Source organism: Streptomyces sp. NPDC002853 (assembly GCF_053591915.1).
On record NZ_JBSFUS010000018.1, the window covers coordinates 43112 to 65506 of the forward strand.

General features: G+C 67.5%; 23 protein-coding genes and 2 pseudogenes. 13 read left to right on the plus strand and 12 right to left on the minus strand.

Going from position 1 to position 22395, the window contains the following annotated elements; translation table 11 throughout:
- The first annotated feature begins 2 nt into the window (after positions 1 to 2).
- The 3 genes and pseudogenes from ACWD02_RS38425 (at position 3) to ACWD02_RS38435 (ending at position 2525) form a co-directional block, all read left to right on the plus strand.
- Positions 3 to 200, plus strand: a complete 198-nt coding sequence (locus ACWD02_RS38425; protein WP_451220139.1) for a hypothetical protein — start codon at positions 3 to 5, stop codon at positions 198 to 200.
- Between the two features lie 846 nt (positions 201 to 1046).
- A pseudogene (locus ACWD02_RS38430) lies at positions 1047 to 1891 on the plus strand (IS5 family transposase).
- 64 nt (positions 1892 to 1955) lie between these two features.
- The gene (locus tag ACWD02_RS38435) at positions 1956 to 2525 is read left to right on the plus strand and encodes a hypothetical protein (protein WP_451220141.1); all 570 of its coding nucleotides are present in this window, start codon (positions 1956 to 1958) and stop codon (positions 2523 to 2525) included.
- A gap of 75 nt (positions 2526 to 2600) precedes the next feature.
- On the opposite strand, the gene ACWD02_RS38440 is transcribed toward ACWD02_RS38435, so the two are convergent.
- The gene (locus ACWD02_RS38440; RefSeq protein WP_451220144.1) at positions 2601 to 3275 is read right to left on the minus strand and encodes a helix-turn-helix transcriptional regulator; all 675 of its coding nucleotides are present in this window, start codon (positions 3273 to 3275) and stop codon (positions 2601 to 2603) included.
- A gap of 24 nt (positions 3276 to 3299) precedes the next feature.
- Positions 3300 to 4457, minus strand: a complete 1158-nt coding sequence (locus ACWD02_RS38445; protein ID WP_451220388.1) for a threonine synthase — start codon at positions 4455 to 4457, stop codon at positions 3300 to 3302.
- Positions 4458 to 5041: 584 nt separating this feature from the next.
- On the opposite strand from ACWD02_RS38445, the gene ACWD02_RS38450 reads away from it, so the two are divergent.
- Positions 5042 to 5899, plus strand: coding sequence for a choice-of-anchor K domain-containing protein (locus ACWD02_RS38450; protein WP_451220147.1), 858 nt, complete (start codon positions 5042 to 5044; stop codon positions 5897 to 5899).
- A gap of 424 nt (positions 5900 to 6323) precedes the next feature.
- Positions 6324 to 6752 (plus strand): YunG family protein, encoded by a 429-nt coding sequence (locus ACWD02_RS38455; RefSeq protein ID WP_451220150.1) that lies wholly within the window; start codon positions 6324 to 6326, stop codon positions 6750 to 6752.
- A gap of 146 nt (positions 6753 to 6898) precedes the next feature.
- On the opposite strand, the gene ACWD02_RS38460 is transcribed toward ACWD02_RS38455, so the two are convergent.
- Positions 6899 to 7060, minus strand: coding sequence for a hypothetical protein (locus tag ACWD02_RS38460; RefSeq protein ID WP_451220152.1), 162 nt, complete (start codon positions 7058 to 7060; stop codon positions 6899 to 6901).
- Between the two features lie 1368 nt (positions 7061 to 8428).
- Positions 8429 to 8737, minus strand: a complete 309-nt coding sequence (locus ACWD02_RS38465; RefSeq protein WP_451220155.1) for a hypothetical protein — start codon at positions 8735 to 8737, stop codon at positions 8429 to 8431.
- 457 nt (positions 8738 to 9194) lie between these two features.
- Here ACWD02_RS38465 and ACWD02_RS38470 point away from each other — a divergent pair, with 457 nt between their 5' ends.
- Entirely contained in the window at positions 9195 to 9683 is a 489-nt protein-coding gene (locus tag ACWD02_RS38470) for a DUF4265 domain-containing protein (RefSeq protein WP_451220391.1), read from the plus strand.
- 22 nt (positions 9684 to 9705) lie between these two features.
- Here the strand turns inward: ACWD02_RS38470 and ACWD02_RS38475 are convergent, their stop codons facing one another.
- A complete protein-coding gene (locus ACWD02_RS38475; protein WP_451220158.1) occupies positions 9706 to 10149 on the minus strand; it encodes a ribosomal protein L7/L12 in 444 nt (147 codons plus the stop codon).
- Positions 10150 to 10844: 695 nt separating this feature from the next.
- Here ACWD02_RS38475 and ACWD02_RS38480 point away from each other — a divergent pair.
- Positions 10845 to 12062 (plus strand): hypothetical protein, encoded by a 1218-nt coding sequence (locus ACWD02_RS38480; protein ID WP_451220161.1) that lies wholly within the window; start codon positions 10845 to 10847, stop codon positions 12060 to 12062.
- Between the two features lie 269 nt (positions 12063 to 12331).
- Entirely contained in the window at positions 12332 to 13723 is a 1392-nt protein-coding gene (locus ACWD02_RS38485; RefSeq protein ID WP_451220163.1) for a Mucin-2, read from the plus strand.
- 282 nt (positions 13724 to 14005) lie between these two features.
- On the opposite strand, the gene ACWD02_RS38490 is transcribed toward ACWD02_RS38485, so the two are convergent.
- From ACWD02_RS38490 to ACWD02_RS38510, 5 genes and pseudogenes are all read right to left on the minus strand, one after another.
- Positions 14006 to 14383, minus strand: a complete 378-nt coding sequence (locus ACWD02_RS38490; RefSeq protein WP_451220166.1) for a DUF3592 domain-containing protein — start codon at positions 14381 to 14383, stop codon at positions 14006 to 14008.
- A 164-nt stretch (positions 14384 to 14547) separates the two neighbouring features.
- Positions 14548 to 15213 carry a hypothetical protein gene (locus ACWD02_RS38495; protein WP_451220168.1) on the minus strand — a complete coding sequence of 222 codons (666 nt, stop codon included), beginning with the start codon at positions 15211 to 15213 and terminating at the stop codon, positions 14548 to 14550.
- Positions 15214 to 15244: 31 nt separating this feature from the next.
- Positions 15245 to 16050 (minus strand): annotated as a pseudogene (locus ACWD02_RS38500) (IS5 family transposase).
- A gap of 12 nt (positions 16051 to 16062) precedes the next feature.
- The gene (locus tag ACWD02_RS38505; RefSeq protein ID WP_451220171.1) at positions 16063 to 16392 is read right to left on the minus strand and encodes a hypothetical protein; all 330 of its coding nucleotides are present in this window, start codon (positions 16390 to 16392) and stop codon (positions 16063 to 16065) included.
- An 8-nt stretch (positions 16393 to 16400) separates the two neighbouring features.
- Positions 16401 to 17260 (minus strand): IS5 family transposase gene (locus ACWD02_RS38510; RefSeq protein ID WP_451220174.1). Its coding sequence is split into 2 segments (ribosomal slippage): positions 16401 to 16889 and positions 16892 to 17260, totalling 858 coding nucleotides; the frame shifts between segments, so codons are not numbered across the junction.
- A 116-nt stretch (positions 17261 to 17376) separates the two neighbouring features.
- On the opposite strand from ACWD02_RS38510, the gene ACWD02_RS38515 reads away from it, so the two are divergent.
- Both ACWD02_RS38515 and ACWD02_RS38520 read left to right on the plus strand, forming a co-directional pair.
- A complete protein-coding gene (locus ACWD02_RS38515) occupies positions 17377 to 18087 on the plus strand; it encodes a DUF6193 family natural product biosynthesis protein (RefSeq protein WP_451220177.1) in 711 nt (236 codons plus the stop codon).
- Positions 18088 to 18339: 252 nt separating this feature from the next.
- The gene (locus ACWD02_RS38520) at positions 18340 to 18858 is read left to right on the plus strand and encodes a hypothetical protein (protein ID WP_451220180.1); all 519 of its coding nucleotides are present in this window, start codon (positions 18340 to 18342) and stop codon (positions 18856 to 18858) included.
- A 280-nt stretch (positions 18859 to 19138) separates the two neighbouring features.
- Here the strand turns inward: ACWD02_RS38520 and ACWD02_RS38525 are convergent, their stop codons facing one another.
- Together ACWD02_RS38525 and ACWD02_RS38530 are read right to left on the minus strand one after the other, a co-directional pair.
- Positions 19139 to 19864, minus strand: a complete 726-nt coding sequence (locus tag ACWD02_RS38525; RefSeq protein ID WP_451220394.1) for a restriction endonuclease — start codon at positions 19862 to 19864, stop codon at positions 19139 to 19141.
- 256 nt (positions 19865 to 20120) lie between these two features.
- A complete protein-coding gene (locus ACWD02_RS38530; protein ID WP_451220183.1) occupies positions 20121 to 21182 on the minus strand; it encodes a DUF6461 domain-containing protein in 1062 nt (353 codons plus the stop codon).
- A 258-nt stretch (positions 21183 to 21440) separates the two neighbouring features.
- On the opposite strand from ACWD02_RS38530, the gene ACWD02_RS38535 reads away from it, so the two are divergent.
- The 3 genes from ACWD02_RS38535 to ACWD02_RS38545 all read left to right on the plus strand — a co-directional run bounded on the left by ACWD02_RS38535 (position 21441) and on the right by ACWD02_RS38545 (position 22370).
- Positions 21441 to 21614: a hypothetical protein gene (locus ACWD02_RS38535; protein WP_451220186.1), complete on the plus strand. Its 174-nt coding sequence runs from the start codon at positions 21441 to 21443 to the stop codon at positions 21612 to 21614.
- Positions 21614 to 21991, plus strand: coding sequence for a fic family toxin-antitoxin system, toxin component (locus ACWD02_RS38540; protein WP_451220189.1), 378 nt, complete (start codon positions 21614 to 21616; stop codon positions 21989 to 21991). Before ACWD02_RS38535 ends, ACWD02_RS38540 begins: the two co-directional genes overlap by 1 nt.
- Positions 21992 to 22154: 163 nt before the next feature.
- Positions 22155 to 22370 (plus strand): hypothetical protein, encoded by a 216-nt coding sequence (locus ACWD02_RS38545; RefSeq protein ID WP_451220192.1) that lies wholly within the window; start codon positions 22155 to 22157, stop codon positions 22368 to 22370.
- The last annotated feature ends 25 nt before the right edge of the window (positions 22371 to 22395 follow it).

Consider the following 22395-nt stretch of genomic DNA (forward strand, 5'->3'; position numbering starts at 1 on the left):
CCATGACAGAGCCGATGACCGCCATCAAGTCTGACGTGGTCGACCTTGAAGGGGTGTCTCTCGAGGTGCTGTTGTCCCTCGACGGCGACATGCTGGCCGAGCCGATGGCCCGCCTGCTGAGGCAGATCGACGCCCCCCGGTACTACTTCGCCGACTACAACCCGAGTGCGACTGGTGCATCAGCGGAAGCAGTGGTGTAGAGCGCGACGTCGACGGCCCCGGCCCTGCTTTGCCGCAGCAGACCTAGATCGACTGCGGGGAGCGGACCCAGCCGAGCCGGACCAGGTGGTCGAAGTCGGCTTTACCGAGTCTCGGAGTGTCCGGATCGGTGATGACCTGGGCTGATGCGTGGCGTAGGTGTCCGTGACGTGAGGGTGTCCCGTGTCGGCTGGCCCTCGAGGCTGCTTCGAGAATGTCAGTCACTGACGATGTCGGAGATCTTGGCGATGTGGATCTCAGTGGGAGTGGCTGGCAGGTGGATCCCGCCTTCCCTTGCAGAGGCATTTTTACTGCCGGCCTCGGCGAGTGCAGGACCACGCCCCCTGTAACGGGTTCGCGAAACGCCAGAGCTGTGCCCTGTGGTGCTGAAAGCGGTGGGTGGTGCATTCGTCGGCTCTTAACCGAGGCGTGTGCCTTGCGGTGTCAGTTCGAGTGATAGGCAGGGGAAACCTCCTTAGAGGGACTACAGGGGCGCGAATTTGCCTGGTAGAGGGTCAATCCGCGCTTGCTACGGGCTCTCACGCAGAGCGGAAGCCGCGCAGGGTCGAGCCTGTGTAGTGATGGGCAGGGTGAAGAAGCAGTACGTTGCACGCGTGCCTAGCCCCCGCACGTCAGGAGTTGACTTATGTTCGGCAGCGCTGGCAGTCCCAAACTCACTGTGGAGCAGTACGCACGGGAGGGCGTCTGGGTCGTGATGGCACGGGGAGAGTTGGACGCGGAGTCCATCGCCCCGTTGCATCGGGTGACACAAGCGGCAGCTGCGGCAGTTCCCACGCTCGTACTGGACCTATGGAGCTTCGTTTAGATCATCCGACGTTGTTCCGCATGTGTCGTTGACTGATGCGCAGTGGGGGCGGATTGAGCCGTTACTCCCGGACCGGACGCCGAAGCGGGGTGGCCGGTGGCGAGATCACCGTGAGGTGATCGACGCGATCGCCTTCAAGTTCCAGACCGGCACGCAGGGGGTTCACCTTCCGGAGCGGTAGGGCAACTGGCGTGGCGTCTACAACCGGCTTCGGATGTGGGCGATCGACGGCACGTGGGAGAGGGTCTTCACCGCGCTGATGGCCCAGGCCGATGCCGAGGAGGACCTCAACTGGGCCGTCTCGGTGGACTCCACGATCGTGCGCGCCCACCAGCACGCGGCTGGGGCCCGCAAAAAGGGGCCCCGCCCGACGAACCGGCCGACCACGTCATCGGCCGGTCCCGCGGCGGACTGACCACAAAGATCCACCTGGCGGCCGACGGCCGCTGCAGGCCCCTGGCCTTCGTCCTGACCGCCGGGCAAGCCGGCGATGCACCTGCGTTCACCGATGTCATGACTCGTCTGCGGGTTCCCCGACGCCGCGGACGGCCCCGCACCTGACCGGACATGGTCCTGGCCGACAATGCCTATTCCTCACTCGCGATCCGTGACCACCTGCGCAAACATGGCATCCAAACAGTGATCCCGATCCCGGCGGACCAACTCCGTCACCTACAGCGGCGCGGCAGCGACGGCGGCAGGCCACCTGCCTTCGACGGCGAGGCATACAAGCAGCGCAACACCGTCGAACAGTGCATCAACAGGCTCAAACAGTGGCGAGGCATCGCCGCCCGCTACGAAAAGACCGCCACGATCTACCTGGCCGGACTCCACATCGCAGGCATCTTCCTCTGGTCCGCGCAGTGATCCAAACGAAAGCCCTTAGCTGGTCGAGGTCGTCGCAGGGCTGGCCGAGGCGGCGCCGGACACGGTGGCGGCTGACGATGAGCATCTCGATGCCGTACCCGTCCGCCTCGTCGCGAACAGCATCGACGGACAAAGGGGCGGCGGGGCCCAGAAGATGGGTCACTCCGGCGGTGAACCAGGCCGCGGCATCGTGGAGGTGGTCCGCGGCCTCGAACATCTCCGCGATGATCTCCCAGGGGCCGGCATCGGCGGGGTGCTGGCGGCGCAGAGTTTCGGCCGCTTCGCGGGCCTCGTCGGTGCGTCGTGCGTTCCAGAGCGTGGCGATGCGGAAAGCCGGGATGAGGTGGGGTTCGTGGCACTCGGCGTCCAGGACCTGCTGGTACAGAGTGAGGGCCTTCTCGTGCTGGCCTGCGCGGCCGTAGAATTCCGCGGCCTCGGCGAGGAGTTCCTCCTGGTCCAGGGGGTACTCCCGGGCCAGGGCTTGCAATTCCTCCGCCTGTTGGGCGTCCGTTCGCTCGACGGGGCGGGACTGACGACGCGTGTGACGGCGCTTACGGGACACAAAACCACGCTATCGGCAAAGCGGCGTCCGTATGGCGCTCCTGCTGCGGCTCAGGACGGACGGCTGGTTTGATAACCGCCGTCGGCGCAGACCTTGTTGACGCCGGGATGTGCCGCGGCCAGGTGTCCCTACGGGTGAGCGGGGCGGTTACTTCGTGTAGTTGTAGACAGTCGCCCGGGAGACGCCGAGCTGGTCGGCGATCAGCTGCGCGGAACTACGAGTCTCGAAGAACCCCTCGCGATGCAGCTGCCGGACCAGTTCGCGCTTCTGATTTCGGTTGAGGCCGCGGGGGGTGCTGGAACGCTCGGCGGCGAAGGAGTCGATGAGCGACCGGAGTTCACGTCCGGTCCGGTCACGCAGCGTTTCCAGGGCCTCGCCCCGGTGCTCGGCATCTGTGGCGACGAGGTTGGCCAGGGTGAGCGCCAGCGGGGAGAGCGTGCTGACGTCCAGGTTCAGGCAGAGGGCCGCGACGTAACGCCCGTCGGCGTTCTTGATGCCGATCGAGGTGCTCTTGGCCGGGCGTCCGTCGGGGAACTGGTTGCTGTAGTTCTGGATGACGCTGGGATACTCGGGGTCCGCGATGCGCTGCAGCCCCAGCTCGGTGGCGGGGTCCCCGACCTGCCTCCCGGAAAGGTTGTTCTCGATGGCGCGGATGGCGCTGTCGGGCCGGCGAAGATCGTGCAGGACGACTTCGCACAGGCCCGGGAACATGCGCCCGATGGCAACGGCGATGCGCTCGGCTTCTCGCAGGAGGTGCTCGTCCTCCCGTACGAGGTGCTCGTCCTCCCGTACGGTGTGCTCGTCTTCGGAGGGGTGTGCCACGTGCTCTCTTTTCCTCGTACGGGCTCAGTGGGTTGGCCCGGCGAACACCGAGGCCATTTTCTCGGCGGACTTCAGCCCCGCACCGGTGAGCACGACCACGGTCGTCTCACCCGGAGCGATCGCTCCCGTCGCGATGAAGTGATCTAGGGTCGCCGCGGCGACGCTGCTGGTCGGCTCGGCATACAAGCCTCGCGCGCTCAGTGCGCGGACCGCGGCGTGGATCTTCGCTTCGGGGACAGCGCAGGCGGCGCCGCCAGAGCGGCGGATGGCTTCTACTGCCTCGGGCAGCCGGACCGGGTGGGCGATGGAAGCACCCTCGGCGATCGTCGGCAGCCGCTCGCCGCGGCGGGCCGGGTCGATGCCGTGAAGGGTGTCGACGATGGTCGCCCAATGTTCGGGCTGCCCGACGAACAGGCGCGGGCGCCTGTCGATCTGGCCGGCATCGAGCAGCTCGCCGAAGGCGAGGTCGCACCCGATGATGTTGCTGCCTGCCCCGGCCACCAGGACGACGTTGTCGGGCGCGGTGAAGCCGAGCGACTCCCACATCTCGTAGGCGATGGTCTTGGTGCCCTGGATGAACATGGGGTGCCAGTTGTGGCTGGCGTAATGGATTTGCTCCGACTGACGGATCGCTTCGTCAGAGACCTCCTCCCGGGCGCCATCCACGAGCTGGATCTCGGCTCCGTAGGCGCGGGCCTGGAGAATCTTGGCCGCCGAAGTGGCGGCGGGAACGATGATCTTGGCGCGGATGCCCGCGGCAGCGGCGTAGGCGGCCACCGCGGAACCGCCGTTGCCTGAACTGTCCTCGAGTACCCGGTCCACGCCGTGTGCCACGAGGTGGGACATCATCATCGATACGCCCCGGTCCTTGAAGCTGGACGTCGGGTTGAACCACTCCAGCTTGAAGTGGACGCGCCGATCGGCCCAGTTGACGGGGACCATCGGCGTGCATCCTTCACCAAGGCTCACCCGGTGGGCGGTCGGGACGGGCAGGGCCGCGTGGTAGCGCCACAAGGACCGTTCGGCGGTGTCGATCTGGTCGGGACGCAGACCCGACAGGGCACTGACGGCGAGGGGACTGCCGTCCTCGCCCCGCCAGCGGAGGTCGTCCAGGGAGTAGCGCTTTCCCGACCGTTCGTACAGGTCCAGGGCAGTGGCGGCTGAGTGCTGTTCGGCATTCATGGACGGTCTCGGCTTCTCCTCGCTCGATGTGCTACCCCTGGGGGGGCGGGGTGCGGTGAACATCCCGCCCCCCCCACATTAGATCAATTCTCTAGACCTAGACTGAAAATCTACCGTGTAGATCTGACTTCTCGTTGATGCGCCGACCGGGAGCGGGCCGAAGCCAGCGATGTCAGGCGGAGTGATCCACCCTCGGAGCAGCTCCGACCGCGTGCGCTGTGCGGCTTTCCGTGCGCAACCTCTGGACCAGGTGGGAGAAGTGGCGGGATCAGGCGCCGGTGCACTGGGCGGCGTACTCCTGGCTGGGCGGGACGACGGTGATGACATGGATCAGCACGCCGTCGGGGGCGTCCTGCGCGCCCGCGCCGTACTTACCCGCCTACATCTCCAGCGTCACGGCCTGCGAATGACAGCACGTGAACGTCAAGGAGTCGGTGCACATCCGCGGGAAACCGGCCAATCATGGTAACTACCGTCATAGTGGCGTTATTTGCCTTCCGAGGGGACAGTGCGCACAGCTACGTTCACCTCGCTCGGCCGCCCGGCCGGGCCGTCTCGCGATCGGCAGAAGAGGAGACCGGCGCATGTCCAAAGTCGACACGTCAGGCACCTGGACCGCCATCACCATCAACCCGCCCAACCTTGAGGGGCTGAGCACCGACAACATCAAGTGGGGTATCCCGGCAGGCGGGGGCAAGAGCGGATATCTCTTCGCAGGCGGCAGCGTCGAGGTGCTGCTGGACGGCACGGAGTTCACGCTGGGGACGTTCACCCACCAGAACTTCCCCATCCAAGGCATGCCGCAGAACCAGTTCGAGGTCGACCTTGCCGCACAGGTCCTGTTCGAAGACCAGGTACCGCACAACTTCAGCTTCCGCTTCCAGCACAACGAGACGCCCAACGTCGGCCCCAACCCGGAAGACCTCGTCGACCTGCCCACCAGGGTGTCCCCCGAGACGGTGATCATTGACAACACCGAATACGCCGTGGTGATCACGGGGTTCAAACAGGGCGGCCAGATCGTCAACCGGTTCATCAGCCCGGAGAACGGTTCCAACAGCGCCGACCTCGTCGCCGTACTCGCTCGCACCGGACAGCCGGACGTCCACATCACCACCGTGGTCTTCAAAGGACAGGTCAAGCGCACCCAGGCCGACGAGTACGTGGAGGTCGTTAACCGGGGCACCGCGCCCGCCGACGTCTCCGGCTGGATCCTCGGCGCCGACGACGCGGGACAGAACTTCACCTTCCCGCCCGGCACCGTCCTCCTGCCCGGTCAACGCGTCCGCATCTACACCAACGAAATCCACGCCCAGTGGGGCGGCTACACCTACGGAAGCGGGCGGCCCATCTGGAACGACCGGGGTGACGCCGCCAAGCTGCGCGACACGGACGGCAACCTCGTGTCCGAGCACGCATACGGCTCCGCCGCCACCCCGTAATCCGCCGACTCAGCCGACCGTCGGCAGCAGGAGGCCGACGGTCACTGCGGGGCCTGGCACATAGGGGGACCGCCTCTCGTGATCATCAACAGCCAGACGTAACCCCTATCGCCTGGCCAGCACCTGGGCCCGTGCCGTGCAGGCAGCCAAGGCCGGCTGATCCCTGCCACCACTGGCCTCGACGGCCCGCCATGCTTCGAGCGGCGGGCCGTCCCCGCCAACCTCACTCGCTCCGCCGGCAGGCTCACCCGATCCACCGTCCGTGAAGCGGCCGCTTCGATGCCCGATGCCCTCGGCATCAAGACGGCTCCCCCCACACACAGGGTCAGGGTGCTGAAGACAGCAGGTGGGAGTCGGTGTGGCTGTCGGCACCCGGCCGTTGATGCTCCTATCAATGTCAGTGCCTGCTGGCAGGATCACCGGCATGACACCGTTGCTTCTCACCGACATCGAACGAGCCGTCCGCAGCAGTTGGAGTGACGAGACGTGCACCCCTGAATTCCGGTCACGCTGGACCAAGGACAATCCGGCCCGAGACCAGTGCGGAGTCACCGCCATGGTGCTCAATGACCTGCTGGGAGGCGAGTTGATCCGGGGCGAGGTTCACATCGACGGAGTACGCGTGGACTACCACTGGTGGAACCGACTGGGCATGCGCATCGACATCGACCTCACCCGCGAGCAGTTCAGGCCGGAGGAGATCGTCACCGAAGGCATCGTGATCGCCCGCCCGCCCGTGACCGAGTGGCGCAGGCTCCGCGAGGAATACGAGCTTCTCCGCGACCGTGTCCTGGAAAAGCTCCACCGCCAACAGGCGACGGCCACTGCGTCCGCATCACGGCAACAGGCGTGAACCTGTCCGACTCGTGCGCCTGAGCGCTTGAGGGCGGCCCTCCGGCTCCCCCACCGTCATCATGTCCACACTGCATGAGCAGCTGGCCAGATGGTGGGGTGAAGTGGCTGTGGCCGGACCCCCCACCAGCACCGCGTGTGATGCGGTCAGTCGAAAGTGCCGTTGCCGATGTACGGGTAGAACTGGCCGGGGCACTTGGTGTCGGCGAAGAGGTCCCGGTGCCCCTTGACGTGGCGCTCCGTGATGTGTGGGCCCGCCTGGTCGAAGGCCCGTACCCAGTCGGCGACGGCCTTGATCTCGTCGAGCATCGCCTTCGGCGGCGCGGGGTCGTCGGATCCGAAGGCCGCAAATGGCTTAAGCCGCTAGGTAAGACGCCGCTTCGGTACCACCCGGAGGGGGAAACCCACCACCGAGCAGCAGACCCGAACCACCGGTGCACCAAGACCGCATACACGCCAGGGGCAGTGCAGCTCACCCTCCTCGCCGAAGTGGACCTGACCAACGACGCCAGGCCTACGGCCACCGAGCGCAAGACCGGCCTGCCCGCCGCCTCACGACCACGACCGAAACTGCAACCACCCGACGAAAACAGTTACAGCACCATGACCGCTGCATGCCCCGGGCAGAGGTGAGATCACACCCGACGCCCCCAACCCCGCATCGACGGACAGAGCACGCGACCATCTTGCCCTTCACACCCGAGAGCATCGGAACACCCCCACGCCGGGCGAGAGCACGCCATTGGCGACCTTCGTGAAGCTCCTCACCACCTTCGGACAGCTCGAGACTGCCCACGACGGGCCGAGCATCACTGAAGCGGCAGCTGACGACCGGCGTTGGGATCTCAAGAAGGGCGGGGAGCGACGGGCAGCCCGCAATCGCACTGCGTCGTGACTTACCGGAGCAGCAGAGGCCAAAGCCAGGCAAGAAGCACAACCAGCACTCCGAGGACGACGAGCAGCCCTCTCCCGAAATCGCGCATGCCTCCCCCCAGGAATGATCAGCGGCGACTCGCTCAAATGATTCTGCACGCGGAAGGCGCCAGCCAGAGCCGCACCGACGCCAGTCCCGCGACGGCACCCGGGCGGCCAGGTTCGTCAGCAGGCGGTCCGCGGCCTCCCGATCCGGCCGGCCACCGTCCGGGACCGGCGCCAGCACGTCGAGCAGGTCATGCGCCTCGGCCAGCGACAACAGCGGCAGGAGCGGGGCCGCGGCAAGCCCACGGCGGTCGGGAGATCGGCGCAGAGGTCGTTTATCGCATGCTCTGGCGATCCAGGGCCCTGGTCGCACGAGCGTCGAACCACGGGCTGACCTCCTGGCTAAAGCCTGTCGGCCCGCATGCTGTCCGGCCGCACTGCGGAGCCTCCACACCGAACAGCACGTCGGTGTCCGGGACATCACCTCCCACCGACGACCCCGCCGTCCCACCAGGTCGCGCACCGCCGCTGCCCCCTGCCCGTTCCCTGCCGCCGGCAGATGAAGCGCGAACCGTGCAGCCCGCGCCTGTCCGAACGTCAGCAGCGGGGCGAGATCCCCCGCCACGGTCCAACCCGGCCGACAAGCCCGCAACGAGTGGTTGCACCAGATTCACGGGACACCCCACCCGCATAGCGCTGCTTGAAACTGCCCGAGCACCAGGCCGCCCGCGACACGAACATGGGCCGTCACGCCGGCCATCAGTAGCGTCTGTCGAGAGCTTCGACGAGGCAGCGGAGTTCACGTGCCCGCCGTCGGGACATCGCCAGCATCAACGCTTCGAGGTACTCGCGGGCCCGCCATGGGTCTCCGCAACATGCCCGCTCCGTGCAGCCGCCGCCCTCGTCGACCCACAGGCGCCGGTTCGGCTGGTGGACGAAGCTTCTCCAGCGCGCCATGGCCGACCCGATCGAGCCCGGCCACAGGTACTTCTTTTGATGTTCTACCCGTCGAACTTCACCGAGAGCTGCCGAGGACAGACCATGGATGATCGTGATGTCGTCCTGCATCCGGGGCCGACGCGGAAGCTCGGCACGGACACGGCCAGGCCGTCTACGCGGCATCGGCCTTTCTCATGATCGTCATGCCGGTCATATCCCACCAACTGGCACCGTCCGACCAGACCAGAGACCGATCTCACGGTCCTGCGGACACGCCCTGACATCGCATCAGCGGCGCACAAGATGCACCACGCGCCCTCGCTGCAATCTTTCGCGCGGCCGGCTGGAGGAGATCCGCGACAACCTCATCGCCCCCCGATCGCCGAAGCCGAACGTTGAAGGCTGGCTTGACGAGGTGGAGGGACTCCGGGTCAGCCTCGCCGGAGCCGACGAAAAAGCTCATGCGACTCGACCCGGCTGCACCGAAGGTCATCGAAGGTACTTTTCGGCGTCCCGTCGGTCGGGCAGACCGGTGCTCGTGATCTCGACACTTCCCGTCATGTCGGTCGCCATAGATGATGGCGCGATGAGCGACATCAGCGACGCCCACGTGAAGGTCCACTTCCGAATGGAGGTGGACGAGGATGGCTGGCCTCCGGCGACCGTCGAAAGCCTCTGGGCCGTGGATCTGGGCGACGGGACCGCGCGCCTGGACAACACCCCGTGGTTCGTCCGGGGAGTCGCGAGCGATGACATCGTCAAGGTTGAGGTCGACGACGAAGGCTTGTGGTGGGCCGGTGACACCATTCGCGCCTCGGACAACTGCACCATCCGGCTCATCGTGCTCAAGGGCGGAGGTTCGGCGGCAGCCCGCCAGACCGTGCTGGAGACCTTCCATCGGCTTGGCACAACAGGCGAGGGCATCGAGCAGTTCAGGATGGTCGCACTGGACATCCCGCCGACGGCGGACCTGCCTCAGATCCGCAAGTTGCTGGAGCACGGCGAAGCCCAAGGATGGTGGCATTGGGAGGAAGGATGCGTCACCACGGCCTGGACAGTCTCGAACTCGAAATAGGGTCAAGTCTGCCGCGGTCTGATCAAGCCCCTGATCGGCTTGCGGGGCAGCCCATCGGGGACAGGAAGGGCGATGAACACGGCCCCGGGTCCACCGGACAGTCCTGCGGAGACATCACCCGCTCACACCACCGGCAGACCAAGTCAGCTCGCGCCCCGGCAGCGTTGAGGCGCCTCGACGCGTCCGCTGCGGCCGCGAACCATGTCCGGTCCACAACCGTCGTCGGGGCGGCTTCAAGCAGCTGCTTGCTTCGCCACGCGCTCAGCCCCGTCACCGACCGAACCGCCAGCACAAGGTTGCGTCCCTTGCTCCCGCTTGAGGTCAACCGCACGTCGAACTCTGGATCTTCCACAATCCCCCCATCGGATGCAGAAGTGGACCCTATTCGTCTGGAAACGCATCTCGTGATCCCTCGAGTTTCACCTTCGCCACTCCCGCCGCTTCTCGCAGAGTCTGCCACGTACACGCGGTCTCGAGAGCAGCCTCGTCCCAGATGGAAGCTGGTCCCGCATCGATTGATTTAGCCCGCTCCCCGACGTTCGACAGCAGAAGAAATTCTTCTTCCGTAAGTGAACCGCCAGACACTCTGGCGCTGGCCACATGCAGAACATCATGGAACTGGAGAACGAGTTCATCGACTCCCACCCTTGGCTCCCGCATGTATGCGACTTGCCGGGCCGGCGCAGCACTGAGCAGTTCCAGCACTGACAGAACCCACCGGTAGGATCTGGCGGTACTTTGACTATCGATCACCGAATGATCCCTCCCGGGTCCCCCTCGTAACCCACAGCCCTCCAGTAGGCACCGTCGCCATGATGGCCACGGCCAGGATGCAACCTGAGCATCCATCCGGTCGCGCCTCCGCTTTCGGTGTACTCGCGGGCAACCCAACCCTGCCCCTTGCTGCGAGATGTCCCGCCCAAATCCTCTTCTCTCCGCCCCGCCCGCTGACCTGGCAGACCTCACCGGGCCAGCGGGGCCGACGACCCCATCCACGGCCCGAAGCCTGCGGGACTCACCTGCGTTGAGCTGCCCGCATCCCCTCGTGGTCAACGCCGGGCCGTGCGTATGCGGGGCTGACGAGGACGCTCAGACCCGTCCCCCCTCTACGCTGCTGATCGACGCGGCGGCCGCTGCGAACGGGATTGACGGGGGAAGCACATGATGGGCACGGGCTGGCGGCGGCTGTGGCTGACGACGGCCGTGGGCGGGATCGGGCTAAGCCTGTACGCGGGCTTTCTGACCGTCGACGACCTGCGAGACCGGGCCTCCAGCGAACGCGACATCGCCGCGGCCTGCGACCACCTGGTGTCGGGGGCACAGGTGATGGACCTGCAGGGCGGCGTCGCCCGAGCGCGGGCCGGCGACCACGCCGACTACCGGCTCGATACACGGCATCTGCCCAGCGCCTGCACCATCTACAGGGTGAGCGGCTCTGGCACCACCGACCTGTTTCGGCTGATCGTCGAGGGCAGCGACGACTCCGAGCCGGTGAACATGATCGGCCAGGACTCGCCGTTCTTCACGCGCAGCACATCCGCCCCCGGAAACAATGTCATCGCGGCCGCCGACCGCGATCCTGAAGCGTGGCCACTGGGCGAGGGCACACTGGGCTCATACACGAACTTCCGCACCACCATCCGTGCCCAGTGCGGCCCCGGCAGCGGTAAAGCGGCGCCGCGGCTGCTGCACGTCACCGCCGTGGGCCGCTTCCGGGAGGTCCCCGCTGCGGACCGCCAACGGCTGGCCCGCCTCGCCCACTCGGCCACACAGCAGCTCACTGAACGGATCGGCTGCCGGACCCAACTACCGGATCTGCCCGACCAGATGCCCGCGGCCCCCACTCAGCTGCGCCCGGCCGCCTCGGCCACCGGCTCCTGCCGCTGGGCTGGCCAACTGGCCGAGGAACACGGGCCAGGCCGATGGCCCGACCGTGCCCTGAGCATTCCCGCCCGGGATGCCAACCCTGCCGAAGGCTGCCTGCTGGCGGTCGGCCCCGGCCGGACCCGAGCCATCGCCGCCGGCCTGGACGCCGATCAGCGCGACTACGCCCGGGGAGCGCTCACCTACGCGCCCTGGTGGCTGCGCACGGTGTCCTACTTCGGTGCCGACGCCACATCCGTGGGCTACGACGCGACCGGCGACGACGTGAGGCTCAAGCCGGGAACGGCGGGAGGCAAGGACGGCCTGTGGTGGGCATCCTCGATCTGCAACGGCCAACCCGCCCTGCACACCCTCACCATCGACCACCTCTACGACGACGTCCTCGGCCCCAAGGCACTCAACTCCCTGTTCCGCGCCTACATCGACGACATCACCATCCGCCGCGGCTGCACCCGCCCCACCTACCCCGCCGCCACAACCTTCCACGACCTGTGAACACCCCAACTCCCGGAGCACCGGCGACCCCCAGCGCCAAAAAATCCCCAGCGTCCTGCCACTCCCGAAGTGGCGCATACCTGCTCACGAACTGCTTCGCAACGAACTCGCAGTGACCCAGGGCCAGCTCAGCGGCCTCCGCCCAGGCATCCCCGCCCCGCGCGGCTGGGCGCAGTCCGGCTGTCATGGCGGCCCGACCGGCGGACGGCCCGACGGGCGGGGGATCATGGTCGCGGACCAGCCGACGCAGACACGGGGGTAGGGAAATCATGGTCTCGTTCCACGCATCCGCGCTGGACGGAGTCGCCCGCAACCCGGGGCTGGCGACACCGTTGCTGCTGCGCTTGCTCGCCTTCGACGGTGGCGGTGACGGGCCGCCCCGTCACGCCCTGCAGCGGGCTGGGCTTCCCCAGCCGGCCATCGCGGTGATCTTGGCTCACCCGAACCCTGGCGCTCGGATCGACTTCGCGATGAGCTCCAGGGCAGAGCCCGCGCAGCGGGCCCGGCTCGTGGACGACCCTTCCCCCAAGGTGCGGGCCGCTCTCGCCTACGGACCCGAGTGGTCCGACCCGCGCACGAGCGTCGCGCCGTTGACGCACGAGGTGTGTGCCCGCCTGCTCGACGATCCCGTCCCGTCCGTACGCACGGCCCTGCTGGACTCGCCGTATCTGGTGCCGTCGTTCGTGGCCTCGCTGGCCACGCACCGTGATCCGGCAGCGCGCCTCAGCGCGGCGCGCGCCTGGGAGAAGCTGCCGCCGGGTGAGCGGTCGGCGCTGCTTGGCGACCCCGACCCCCAGGTGCGGCGGGCCGCCGCACTGGAAACGTGCCCGGGCGATGCACGCGTCACCGCCGAACTTCTACGCGATCCGACGTCCGCCGCCCAGGCGCTGCGACGTGGGCTCCTTGATCGCGCCGACGCCGAACGGTGCATCGCCCAGCGCACGCACCTGGCCGCCCTCGCCGCAAACCCCTCGCTGCCCACCGACCTGGTGGAGCGGCTCGCCGTCGACCCCGACCACGCCGTACGGCTCGCCATCTCCCTCAGGCCCGAACTGGAGGAGACACGACGCATGTCGATCGACTTCACAGTGGAAGCCTTCGCCCAAGGCAACGTGCCATGGGTACGCGAGGGGCTGGGTGACCCCAAGGTGCTGCGACGCGCCGCGACCTCCACCCACCCGCTGCTCCGGCGCACCGCCGCCCAAAGCCCCCACCTGCCGCCCGACCTCGTGCGCCTGCTCGCGCATACCGAGGATCCGCTGGTGGACGACCTCCTTAGCATCCACCACCCCCACACCCCGCAGGAGGTGTTGATGCGTGTGTACGCGCGGCTCGGTGGCACGTTCTCCGCCTGGAGGGCAGAAACGCACCCCCGCTTCCCCCGCGAAGGGCTCGCCGCGCGCTACGCCAATCACCCAGACGGCCACTACCGCCGGCTGGCCGTCCGCGACCCGGCCGCCACACCCGCCCTGATCGAACAGCTCAGCCACGACCCCGAGGTCTGGACACGCCAAGCAGCGGCCAGCGACCCACGCCTCCCCCTCCACCGGCTCCGCGAAGCGCTCCATATCCCTGAACTGGCCTCCAGCGCAGGCGCCAACCCCGCGCTCCCCCACGACGAAATGGCAGCCGTCCTTCACCAAGCCGGCGTCCCCACCTGACCACCGAGCCCAACCAGCCGGCCCCGCACCACTCCCCTACCGGCCGGCCGAGCGAGCCCCAGACACGAAGGCCATGATCGACAGAACCTCCCCCAGTGTCCGACCTCACGGCCCGACGTCGACGAACCGGCAGACCCGGTCTGGTTCGTTGCTCTCGTAGGGCGGGTCGTTCCTAGGCCGTGTCTGACAAGTACTGTGTGAGTGCGCTCTGATGTATCGGATGTGCGCTGGCCCCGTCGTGTGAGGGCGGGCTTGGACCGCTTTCGATGCGTTGCGGCCGATCTAGAGGACGTGCACCGTCAGCACGATGCTAAGGGCAACTACCACCAGGCCCGCCATGTCGTAGTGCTTCCAGAAGGGTTTGCGGGAAGCGAGTGCCGTCTCCGCGCGCCCAGGGGACATAGGGTCATAGAGGACTGCAACGCCGTCCCCTTCGCGGGTGCCGGCGGGAACGTGGCCTTCACCTGCACTGTGTGTCCGCTTGACACCGTCTGGCGTCGTGTAGCTCAGAAGGAACTGCGGGCCGCCCTTCCCACGCCAGTCACGATCGAAGCACCGAGCGATGACCTCGACGCCCCGGGAACGAAGCGTCAACCGTCGCCGCATCTGCCAAACCACGACCAGCAGTAGAAAGATAGCGACGCCGTCGTAAGCGATCATGTCTGGCACCCTCAAAGCTCCCCCAGTTTTGCAGTGGCACTGGTGAGCATTCAACCAGCCGTCGAGGCCCTCCGGGGCTGCGTTACCGGCTCGCGAAGCCAGAGGCTGAGTGAGGCGAGGTGAAACCCGGCCCAGTAGTTGCTGCGATTGAGTCGTGTCGGCGATCACCCGCCATGGAGCCCCCACTCGTCGAGGCCTTCGTACACATGGGCTTCAAAGCAATTAGGAGCATCCAGGGCGACGGCCTCGCCTCGGTAGAGGGCGATGAGCGAGTCCTTGCCCCGCCACCACATATCGGTCACGCCCTGTACTTCAGGCACCGGCTCGAAGCCGACGAGGTCCAATGTCTCGACGGCCTTCCCCTTGATCCTTGTCACAGTCTTGGCCCAGCGACCGGCATGGGCGGCGAGCGCCAAGGACTCCACCCATCCGTCCGTGCTGGCATGCAGCGGCGTCCAGTGGCAGGCATCGATCCCGAATGCGTCATCGGAGCCGATCATGAATCCGTAGGCCATGGACACCCGACAGCTTCCCGCCGGAAACAACCAACCCTCAGCGGCCGTGCCCTCGGGACAGTCGGCGCCGAGGATGCGCGGACCGCCCTCGTAGAACGGAGCAGGCGGCAGCGCAAGACCGCCCCAACGGTCCTGGAAGGCCGCGGCCCGGTCGATCTCCACGGCCGGGACCCCGTGCTCGATCCACCTTTCTCGGTGCTGCCCCAGGCCCAGTTGAGGAACACGAACGCCGTCCACCTCGACGAACCTTCTGGCCCGGTCGGTCAGGCCGGCAGGCGCGACCGGGATGGGCGATACGGGGGTAGAGGCCGTCATGAGTGTTGGAGTCTAGGGCGTTTCTTTCCGATCAGCGGGCGGACCAGATGAAGATGCTGGCGATGTGGAGTCCGGCGCGGAACACGGTGGCGGTCTTCTCGTAGCGGGTCGCCAGGCCGCGCCAGTTCTTTAGGCGGTTGATGCAGCCCTCAACGGTGTTGCGCTGCTTGTAGGCCGCGCGGTCGAAGGCGGGCGGGCGGCCGCCCCGCCGGCTCTTGCGCTTGCGGTTGGCGATCTGGTCAGCGGGCTGCGGGATCACCGCACGGATGCTGCGCCTGCGCAGGTGCTCGCGGATAGCCCTCGACGAATAGGCCCGATCCGCCAGGACTACCAGGGGTCGGGTCCGAGGCCTGCCGCTCGTCCTGGACACGCGCAGGGCGGACATGACCTGCTGGAAAACGGGTGCGTCGTGGGCGTGACCCGGGGTGAGGACAAAGCACAGCGGGCGGCAGCGGCTGTCCGCCGCGAGGTGGATCTTGGTGGTCAGCCCGCCGCGCGAGCGTCCGATGGCGTGGTGCTCTGGTTCGTCGGCTGGGGCCCCCTTTTTCGGGCCCCGGCTGCGTTCTGATGGGCGCGCACGATGGTGGAGTCGACCGAGACGACCCAGTCCAGGTCGCCCTCGGCGTCGGCCTGGGCCAGCAGGGCAGTGAAGACGCGCTCCCAGGTGCCGTCGATCGCCCAGTTCCGCAGCCGGGTGTAGACACCCTTCCACGATCCGTACTCGCGGGGCAGGTGTATCCACTGCGAACCGGTCTGGAACTTCCAAGCGATCGCGTCGATCACCTGGCGGTGATCACGCCACCGCCCGCCCCGCTTCGGCGTCCGATCCGGCAACAACGGCTTTAGAGGTCATCTCATTTGGTGGCTGTCTGCGGGGGAATCCGCGACAAGTCGAGCCATCTCGTGCAGGCGGTGCCAGTACTCAGGGTCGTCCGCTTCGCTGAGTGCAGGTATGACCCGGTCCAGGCGAGCGAGGCAGCGAAGCAGACCGCTTCGGCCTCGCGCTTCGAGCTCGCCGCCGTTCTTGATCCAGATAGAAACCCAGGCTGCGGTGTCCGAGTCCAGCATCACCAGATCGAAGCCAGCCCGGTCCGCACCAGCCAATCCGGGAGGAAAGGGCAATCCCATGAACTCTTGGTACAGGCGTGCTACCGCCTGAAGCACAGTCTCTTTGCTCACGCGGGCCATCATGGCGCAGATTTCACAACGCATGGGGTGGCCTTGAGCCTGCGGTAGCAGATGAGGGTGCAGGCGAGGCTGGTGAAGGCGAGGAAGTGCTCGGCCTTACGTTCATAGCGGCGGTGGAGTCGGCGGCAGCCGGCGAGCCAGGCCATGGTCCGTTCGATGGTCCAGCGGTGTCGCCCGAGCCGCTGTGAGGTCTCCACGCCCTTGCGGGCGATGCGGTGACGGATACCTCGACCCGAGAGCCATTGCCGCAGGTAGCGGTAGTCGTAGCCCGTGTCGGCGTGCAGCTTGCCGGGCTTGCGTCGGCGAGGTCCTCGGCGGGACCGGATCGGAGGTATGCCCTTCACCAGCGGCATCAAGGCCTGACTGTCGTGGACGTTGGCGCCAGAGATACCGACGGACAGGGGCAGACCGGTCCGCTCGGTGATCAGATGGATCTTCGATCCGTATTTTCCCCGGTCGACAGGATTCGGACCTGTCAGGTCCCCCTTTTAAGCGCCCGCATGTTCACCGAATCGACCGCGCAACGGGACCAGACCAGCTCACCGCGGAAACCGAGTTCGTCGAGGACCAAGCGGTGCAGCTTGGCCCACACCCGGGCCTTCGTCCACTCGGTGAACCTGCGGTGAGCCGTCGCACCAGACGGCCCGAACGACGCGGCGGGAAGCTGCTGCCACGTGCAGCCCGACGTCGCAACGAACACGATCGCCGCCAGCACCTCCCGGTCGCCGTAGCGACGTCGGCCGCCGCCCTGAAGCCGTGACGGCGCTTCCGGCACCACCCGCTGGAACAGCTCCCACAGCTCATCCGGCACCAGCCGCTCAACAATCCCCGCCACGGCCAACAGACTACCGAGCCACATGAGATGACTTCTTATGCGCGCCCACTGCGCGTCAGTCAACGGCACGACCGGACCAACGATCCGGTGATCGGACAGTGGCGGTCATCAGGCCGGGGTGATTCGGCCACACTGGTGCGATGAACATCGGGGCGGGACTTGGCGAGGGTGGCTGGGACGATGACGGAGCTCTCCGGGCTGCGCTAGGGCGTGCGGCCGAGGGGCTCGGGCTTGCCCTGCCCGAGTCGGACAGGAAGTGGGGTCGCCTCGCAGAGTACGTCGACGCGAGGAGCGGTCGGCGTGTGATGGTGTATCCGCCCGGCGAGAGGCGTCGGACTCTCCAGGTGAACCTCAAGGACAACGGCACACCCTTGGCCTGTGGGTGGACCGCAGACCTGGCCGAAGTGGTTATGGCGACGGCTGCGTGGACGGGCGGCGCTGGCCTTGAGGAGACCAGGGCGCGCGCCCCGTTCGTCCGGTTCAGGCCCTGGGCCCTCGTCCACGAGCGGGAGCCGTTCGGTGTCGTCGAGTTGACGTGGCGCGTCAAGCTCGACCGCATCCACATGCCGCCGTACGACCGGCACCCGCGCCCCCACGCAGTGCTGGCGGCGGCGTACGCCCAGCCGGCGCTCCGCCAGCTGATGCCGGTCAACAGCCACTTCAACCTCTGGTTCTCCACCAGCGTCGAGGAGTTCTGGAAGAGGCGGGTCGGGTACGTCATCTGCCCGTACGACAAGGGGCTGTACGGGGTGCGAAACGAAGGCGGGCTGGTCGCGCGCACCGAGACGCCGGAGGAAGCCGTCGCTTTCGTGGTGGCCGCCCTCCCGGAGGGGCTCGGGCCGGCAAGCTGAGGCAGTGGACCGCGGGCAGCGCGCGGGGCTTTGCAGCACGGGAAGTCGGGACCACCGCCCTGACATGCTGAGGGCAAGACCCGTAAGACACGCCCTAGTTGCGGGGCCCGGCCGCGCTGCGGGTCTCGTTGATCGCGACCAGCCATACAGCACCGCCCGACCGGTCCAACTTCGGTGGCAAACCATCCAGCTTCGGTGTCAGAGGACACCTATGCCTTTGCGGACCACGTCGCCTCGCCTACCGTCGCCTGCATGAGCAGCGACGGCGTGGTGGTGGATGAGGCGGTCCGTGCGGCATGGGACACCTACCGGGTCCTGGAGAAACGCACGCCCGCCAAGGAGCGCCAGGAGGCGCAAGCGCGGGTGACGGCCGCGATGGATTTGGTCGGACAGCAGGAGGTCTGCCGGGGCACGGTGTTCCTGGTGGGCGTCTTGACCGGATATTTGGTCGGTGAGCCGCCCAGCGGCGGGGAGCGGCTCGATCCGCTGAACGACCTCATCCCCGCGGTGATCCGCAAGCTGCCGACCTTCGAGATGGCCGACCCGGAGCAGGTGCCGATGGCCACCGGAGTCCTCATGGCCGCCGCAATGGGTATGGACACCGTGGCCTGGCGGGACCGGTTCGGGGAGATCGAGCCGAAGGAGTCCATGGTCCACGGCTTCGTGCTGTGGCTGCTCGCGGACCTCTTCGACTCCCTGGTCGACAAGCCGGGCACCATCGACCAGGTGATGCGCGAGACCTTCGACTCCATGAGCACCACGCAGGACTGACGCGAGACAGGGGCCTGGAGCGGCAGGGATCAAGCGGCAGCCGGCCGAAATGCGGATCCCCAAGAGCGCGCTGGACGCGTCCGCGGTGGCACTGAGCGTGCGCACGGTGGCATTGCGGACCTGGCCGAACTACGGCTCGAACTCGTCCTCGTAGCCTTTAGTCCTTTCCCAGCCCTGCGCCAGGCCGGTCAGGCACTCCCCTCATGCGGCGACGATCCGGGCGCAAGCTGGGCGTACGCCTGGGCCAACACCGGCCCGGGCGATGCCTGACCGGCGGCGCTCAGACTTCTTCCCCGGCTCCGCCGGAGCGCATGCGCAAGCGCAAGCGCCGCAGCCGCGGCGGCCTGTGGGGCGGGGGAAGGGACGCAAGGATGTCCCACAGCGGGCGCGTTCCCCGGGCCCAGCGCTCCTGCAGCGGCCGGTCGACCAGGTGCAATCCCTGCTGGCGGGCGAAGTCCCTAGCGGGCTGGGAGATACGCCCGTTGGTGAGCATCACGATGACATCGCCACCGTGCACCGGCCGGCCCGTCCCGTTGAGGGTCTGCAGATCCGGCGTACCGACCGCCGAACCACCCGCACCCTTCTTCCGGTGCTTGCACTGAATGACCCACAGCCGGCCCAGCGGGTCGCGGCCCTTCACATCGGCGCCGAGATCTCCCCGCCCGCCGCAGCGCAGCGCGTCGCGGGCACCGTCACGGGCGAGCAGATCCCGCACGGCCGTCTCGAAGGCGCTGTGGTGCATGGCGTCCAGCTGGCCCAGCGAGTAGGTGAGACCCTCGACGCGCAGCTGAGCCGACCGTATCCGCTCAAAGTGTCGGTAGAGCCAGCCTGCCAGCGCGAGGAGCGCCACCAGGGCGAGCACCACCAGCATCCACCAGTTCACCCACACCCATTGAGCTGCCTTGACCAGCAGCAGCACGCCGACAACGAGAGCGCCAAAGGCCATGAGCCGTTCATCGCCCCGGCACAGCCCGCCTCGCCGTCGGCGGCGGCGGCGCGGGCTCACCATCCCATCCCCGCAACAGCCCCGCGGCTCAGCCGCGGCTGCACCGTCCTCGCACGACCGGCCCCGCCGATCGTCCCGGTCTTAGACACTGCTCCCCCCCCTGGGTTGCGGATCCCCTGGCCCCCTGTTCATGACAGCACCCGGCACTGACAACCCCTCTTGCAACCTCGGAATCAAAGGTTCTCCTGTGGTTGGCAGCCAGGATCTTGGCGGCGAGTTGGCCGGGGTCTGAGGTTGTGGTGTTCGGCTGCGCGGGTCAGGCTGCCCTGCGTGCCGCGTCGTGCAGGTGCTTGACCATCCAAAACTCCTCGACGCGGGCGCCGTCCCCGGTCATCGCCGTGACCAAGGAGCTGAGGATGTCCGGGAGACCGTCCGCCTGAGTGGGCAGATGGGCGGTGACGCACTGGGCGAGAACACCGAAGACGATGGCCTGGCGGAAGACGAGGTGGGAGGGGCGTTCCCACGCGGGTTCGAAGTCCTCCGGCTCGCCGATCAGCAGTGCGCGAGCCCTGGGGTGCGCTTGGTCGTGTGCGGCCATGAGGTCCTCGCGCAGCTGCACTCTCGCACCGGCTGGGAGGGTGGCGGCTGTCAGTGCTGCTGCGGCCAGGGGGTGTTCGCGCAGGTCGGCATGTGCCAGGGCCAGGTCCAGGGCGTGGCGCCGCATCGGCTGCAGCAGCGAGGGGCCCAGGCCGGCCAGATAGCTGACGAAGGGCTCCCGCTTGAGCAGGGGTGAGTCGATGAGGCCCTGCCCCAGCAGGTACTCCGGCACCCGTGTGATCTCCACAGCGCGGTGTGGGCCGCCTGCCCAGGCCTCGTCGAAGCGTGCACCGGTCGCGCGCTCGACAGCGGCCAGAGCGGTGCCCCACAGGTTGTCGTCGTCTTGCAGGTTCAGGCCTTCCAGCAGGGGCTGCCAGGCGTCGGGGCGCGCGCCGAATATGCTCTCGGGCGCGAGCATTTCGAAGGCGGAGGAGATCAGTCCGTCCTCGGCCAGGCTGAGTTGGGAGACCGCGTTGACGTTCCAGAAGGCGCTGGCGGTGCGACCGAGCCGAGAGAGCGGGCGCAGCACCTCCTCGCGAGAGCCTTGATGGTTGTTGTTCTCCACGACGATGACGGCAGGCCCCGACCGGGAGAGAAGGATGAGATCCCTGTCGTAGTGCTCACGCAGATCCTCCAACCGCAAGGGGCGGCACTGCTCGGGGCTGCCGCCGAAGAGCCGGATGACAGCGTCCTCGTCGCCGCCGTGCACGGCCGTGAACGTGGCAGCCTGCTCAAGACCTAAATCGGTGAGGAGGTTCTGCAGGCGCTGGGGTGAGGTCATAGGGGGATTGTCGTCTGCGCCACTGACAGTCGAGACCCGGTCCCACCGAGCGCACGGTCGCGACCTCGACAGGAATGTAGGGACCCCCGGACGCCGCCTGAAACCTTTGATCCGCAGGTTCCCAGACGGTGCCTGACAGGTGGCCCTTATGTCGCGATCACCAGACCGAAAACCACTTCCCGAACTGCAACTGCCTTGCGTGGTCGCTGAGTTGGCGGGCCGGAGCTGTCAGCGGCGGCCGATACCGCCGAATGGTGCATGGCGGTCGGGGATTACATCGCCGCGCTGGTCCTCGAAGACGCAAGCGGCCTGCGCGCCCGAGCCGTGGCGGCCGCCGGCCGCTTCCTCACAGACCACCAGCACGTGTTCGACGAGGCCGAGGCGCCCCGCGACGCCCAGGCCCCTGCCACACCGGGAGCGCACGCCGCGTAATGGACCTGCACATCGATGTTCCCTGGATCCTGCAGGTCGCGCAGCTGGCCGGGGCCGGCGACCCCGCCCCGGACGACTACGGGATCCCCGTCGCCGCGGTCGCCTGCCACCGCGCCGAACTACTCGAAACGCCCGTCTACGACGGCCCCTACGCGCGGGCGGCCGCGCTGGTGCACGTTCTGGGCCGCTGCCGCTGGCTGGAGCGCTCGAACATGGCCGTCGCGGCCGCCACTGGAGTCATGCACCTGGAGGCTTCCGGTATCACGGTCAAACCTGCCCACGACGACGCTGCCGCCCTGCGCGACGTCCTCCTGAGCCCCGACTGCACCGTCGACAAGATTGCCCGACTGCTGCACTCCTGGCCTACGGCCAGCTGACTGATCGCACGGGAGACCTAGACGGACAACGCGTGCACTACGGCGCTCTCCCGAACCGACAGACCTGTTCGACCGCCCGGTTCCCGAGGTCGATATCAACTACACAGATGACCGCTCGGTGGCGATGCCCAGGGCAGCGGCCGGACGGGAGGACGAGCGTTCCGTGCATTTGTCCTCCAGTGACGGCAAGCCCGGCCGGCTGGTCAGTATCAAGCCGCACTCGCGCCTTCCCTCTCGGCTGATCCTGAGTCTGGAGTACGACCCCGAAGGTAAAAGCCTGACCTCCTACTTGGGTGTGCGGCGGGCCTACGACAAGCGGGGCCTTTTCGTCCGTGCGAACGAAAACGCGCAGATCCGCGGATTCTGGGGTGCCCAGTAGCGCCGCCTCGACACCACCGATCAGC

Bases quoted from the DNA above. Each gene is read 5' to 3' on its own strand.
- ACWD02_RS38425 (WP_451220139.1), top strand. From the start codon at position 3: ATGACAGAGCCGATGACCGCCATCAAGTCTGACGTGGTCGACCTTGAA.
- ACWD02_RS38445 (WP_451220388.1), bottom strand. From the start codon at position 4,457: ATGAATGCCGAACAGCACTCAGCCGCCACTGCCCTGGACCTGTACGAA.
- ACWD02_RS38450 (WP_451220147.1), top strand. From the start codon at position 5,042: ATGTCCAAAGTCGACACGTCAGGCACCTGGACCGCCATCACCATCAAC.
- ACWD02_RS38455 (WP_451220150.1), top strand. From the start codon at position 6,324: ATGACACCGTTGCTTCTCACCGACATCGAACGAGCCGTCCGCAGCAGT.
- ACWD02_RS38460 (WP_451220152.1), bottom strand. From the start codon at position 7,060: ATGCTCGACGAGATCAAGGCCGTCGCCGACTGGGTACGGGCCTTCGAC.
- ACWD02_RS38465 (WP_451220155.1), bottom strand. From the start codon at position 8,737: ATGCAGGACGACATCACGATCATCCATGGTCTGTCCTCGGCAGCTCTC.
- ACWD02_RS38470 (WP_451220391.1), top strand. From the start codon at position 9,195: ATGAGCGACATCAGCGACGCCCACGTGAAGGTCCACTTCCGAATGGAG.
- ACWD02_RS38480 (WP_451220161.1), top strand. From the start codon at position 10,845: ATGATGGGCACGGGCTGGCGGCGGCTGTGGCTGACGACGGCCGTGGGC.
- ACWD02_RS38485 (WP_451220163.1), top strand. From the start codon at position 12,332: ATGGTCTCGTTCCACGCATCCGCGCTGGACGGAGTCGCCCGCAACCCG.
- ACWD02_RS38490 (WP_451220166.1), bottom strand. From the start codon at position 14,383: ATGATCGCTTACGACGGCGTCGCTATCTTTCTACTGCTGGTCGTGGTT.
- ACWD02_RS38495 (WP_451220168.1), bottom strand. From the start codon at position 15,213: ATGACGGCCTCTACCCCCGTATCGCCCATCCCGGTCGCGCCTGCCGGC.
- ACWD02_RS38515 (WP_451220177.1), top strand. From the start codon at position 17,377: ATGAACATCGGGGCGGGACTTGGCGAGGGTGGCTGGGACGATGACGGA.
- ACWD02_RS38520 (WP_451220180.1), top strand. From the start codon at position 18,340: ATGAGCAGCGACGGCGTGGTGGTGGATGAGGCGGTCCGTGCGGCATGG.
- ACWD02_RS38530 (WP_451220183.1), bottom strand. From the start codon at position 21,182: ATGACCTCACCCCAGCGCCTGCAGAACCTCCTCACCGATTTAGGTCTT.
- ACWD02_RS38535 (WP_451220186.1), top strand. From the start codon at position 21,441: ATGGCGGTCGGGGATTACATCGCCGCGCTGGTCCTCGAAGACGCAAGC.
- ACWD02_RS38540 (WP_451220189.1), top strand. From the start codon at position 21,614: ATGGACCTGCACATCGATGTTCCCTGGATCCTGCAGGTCGCGCAGCTG.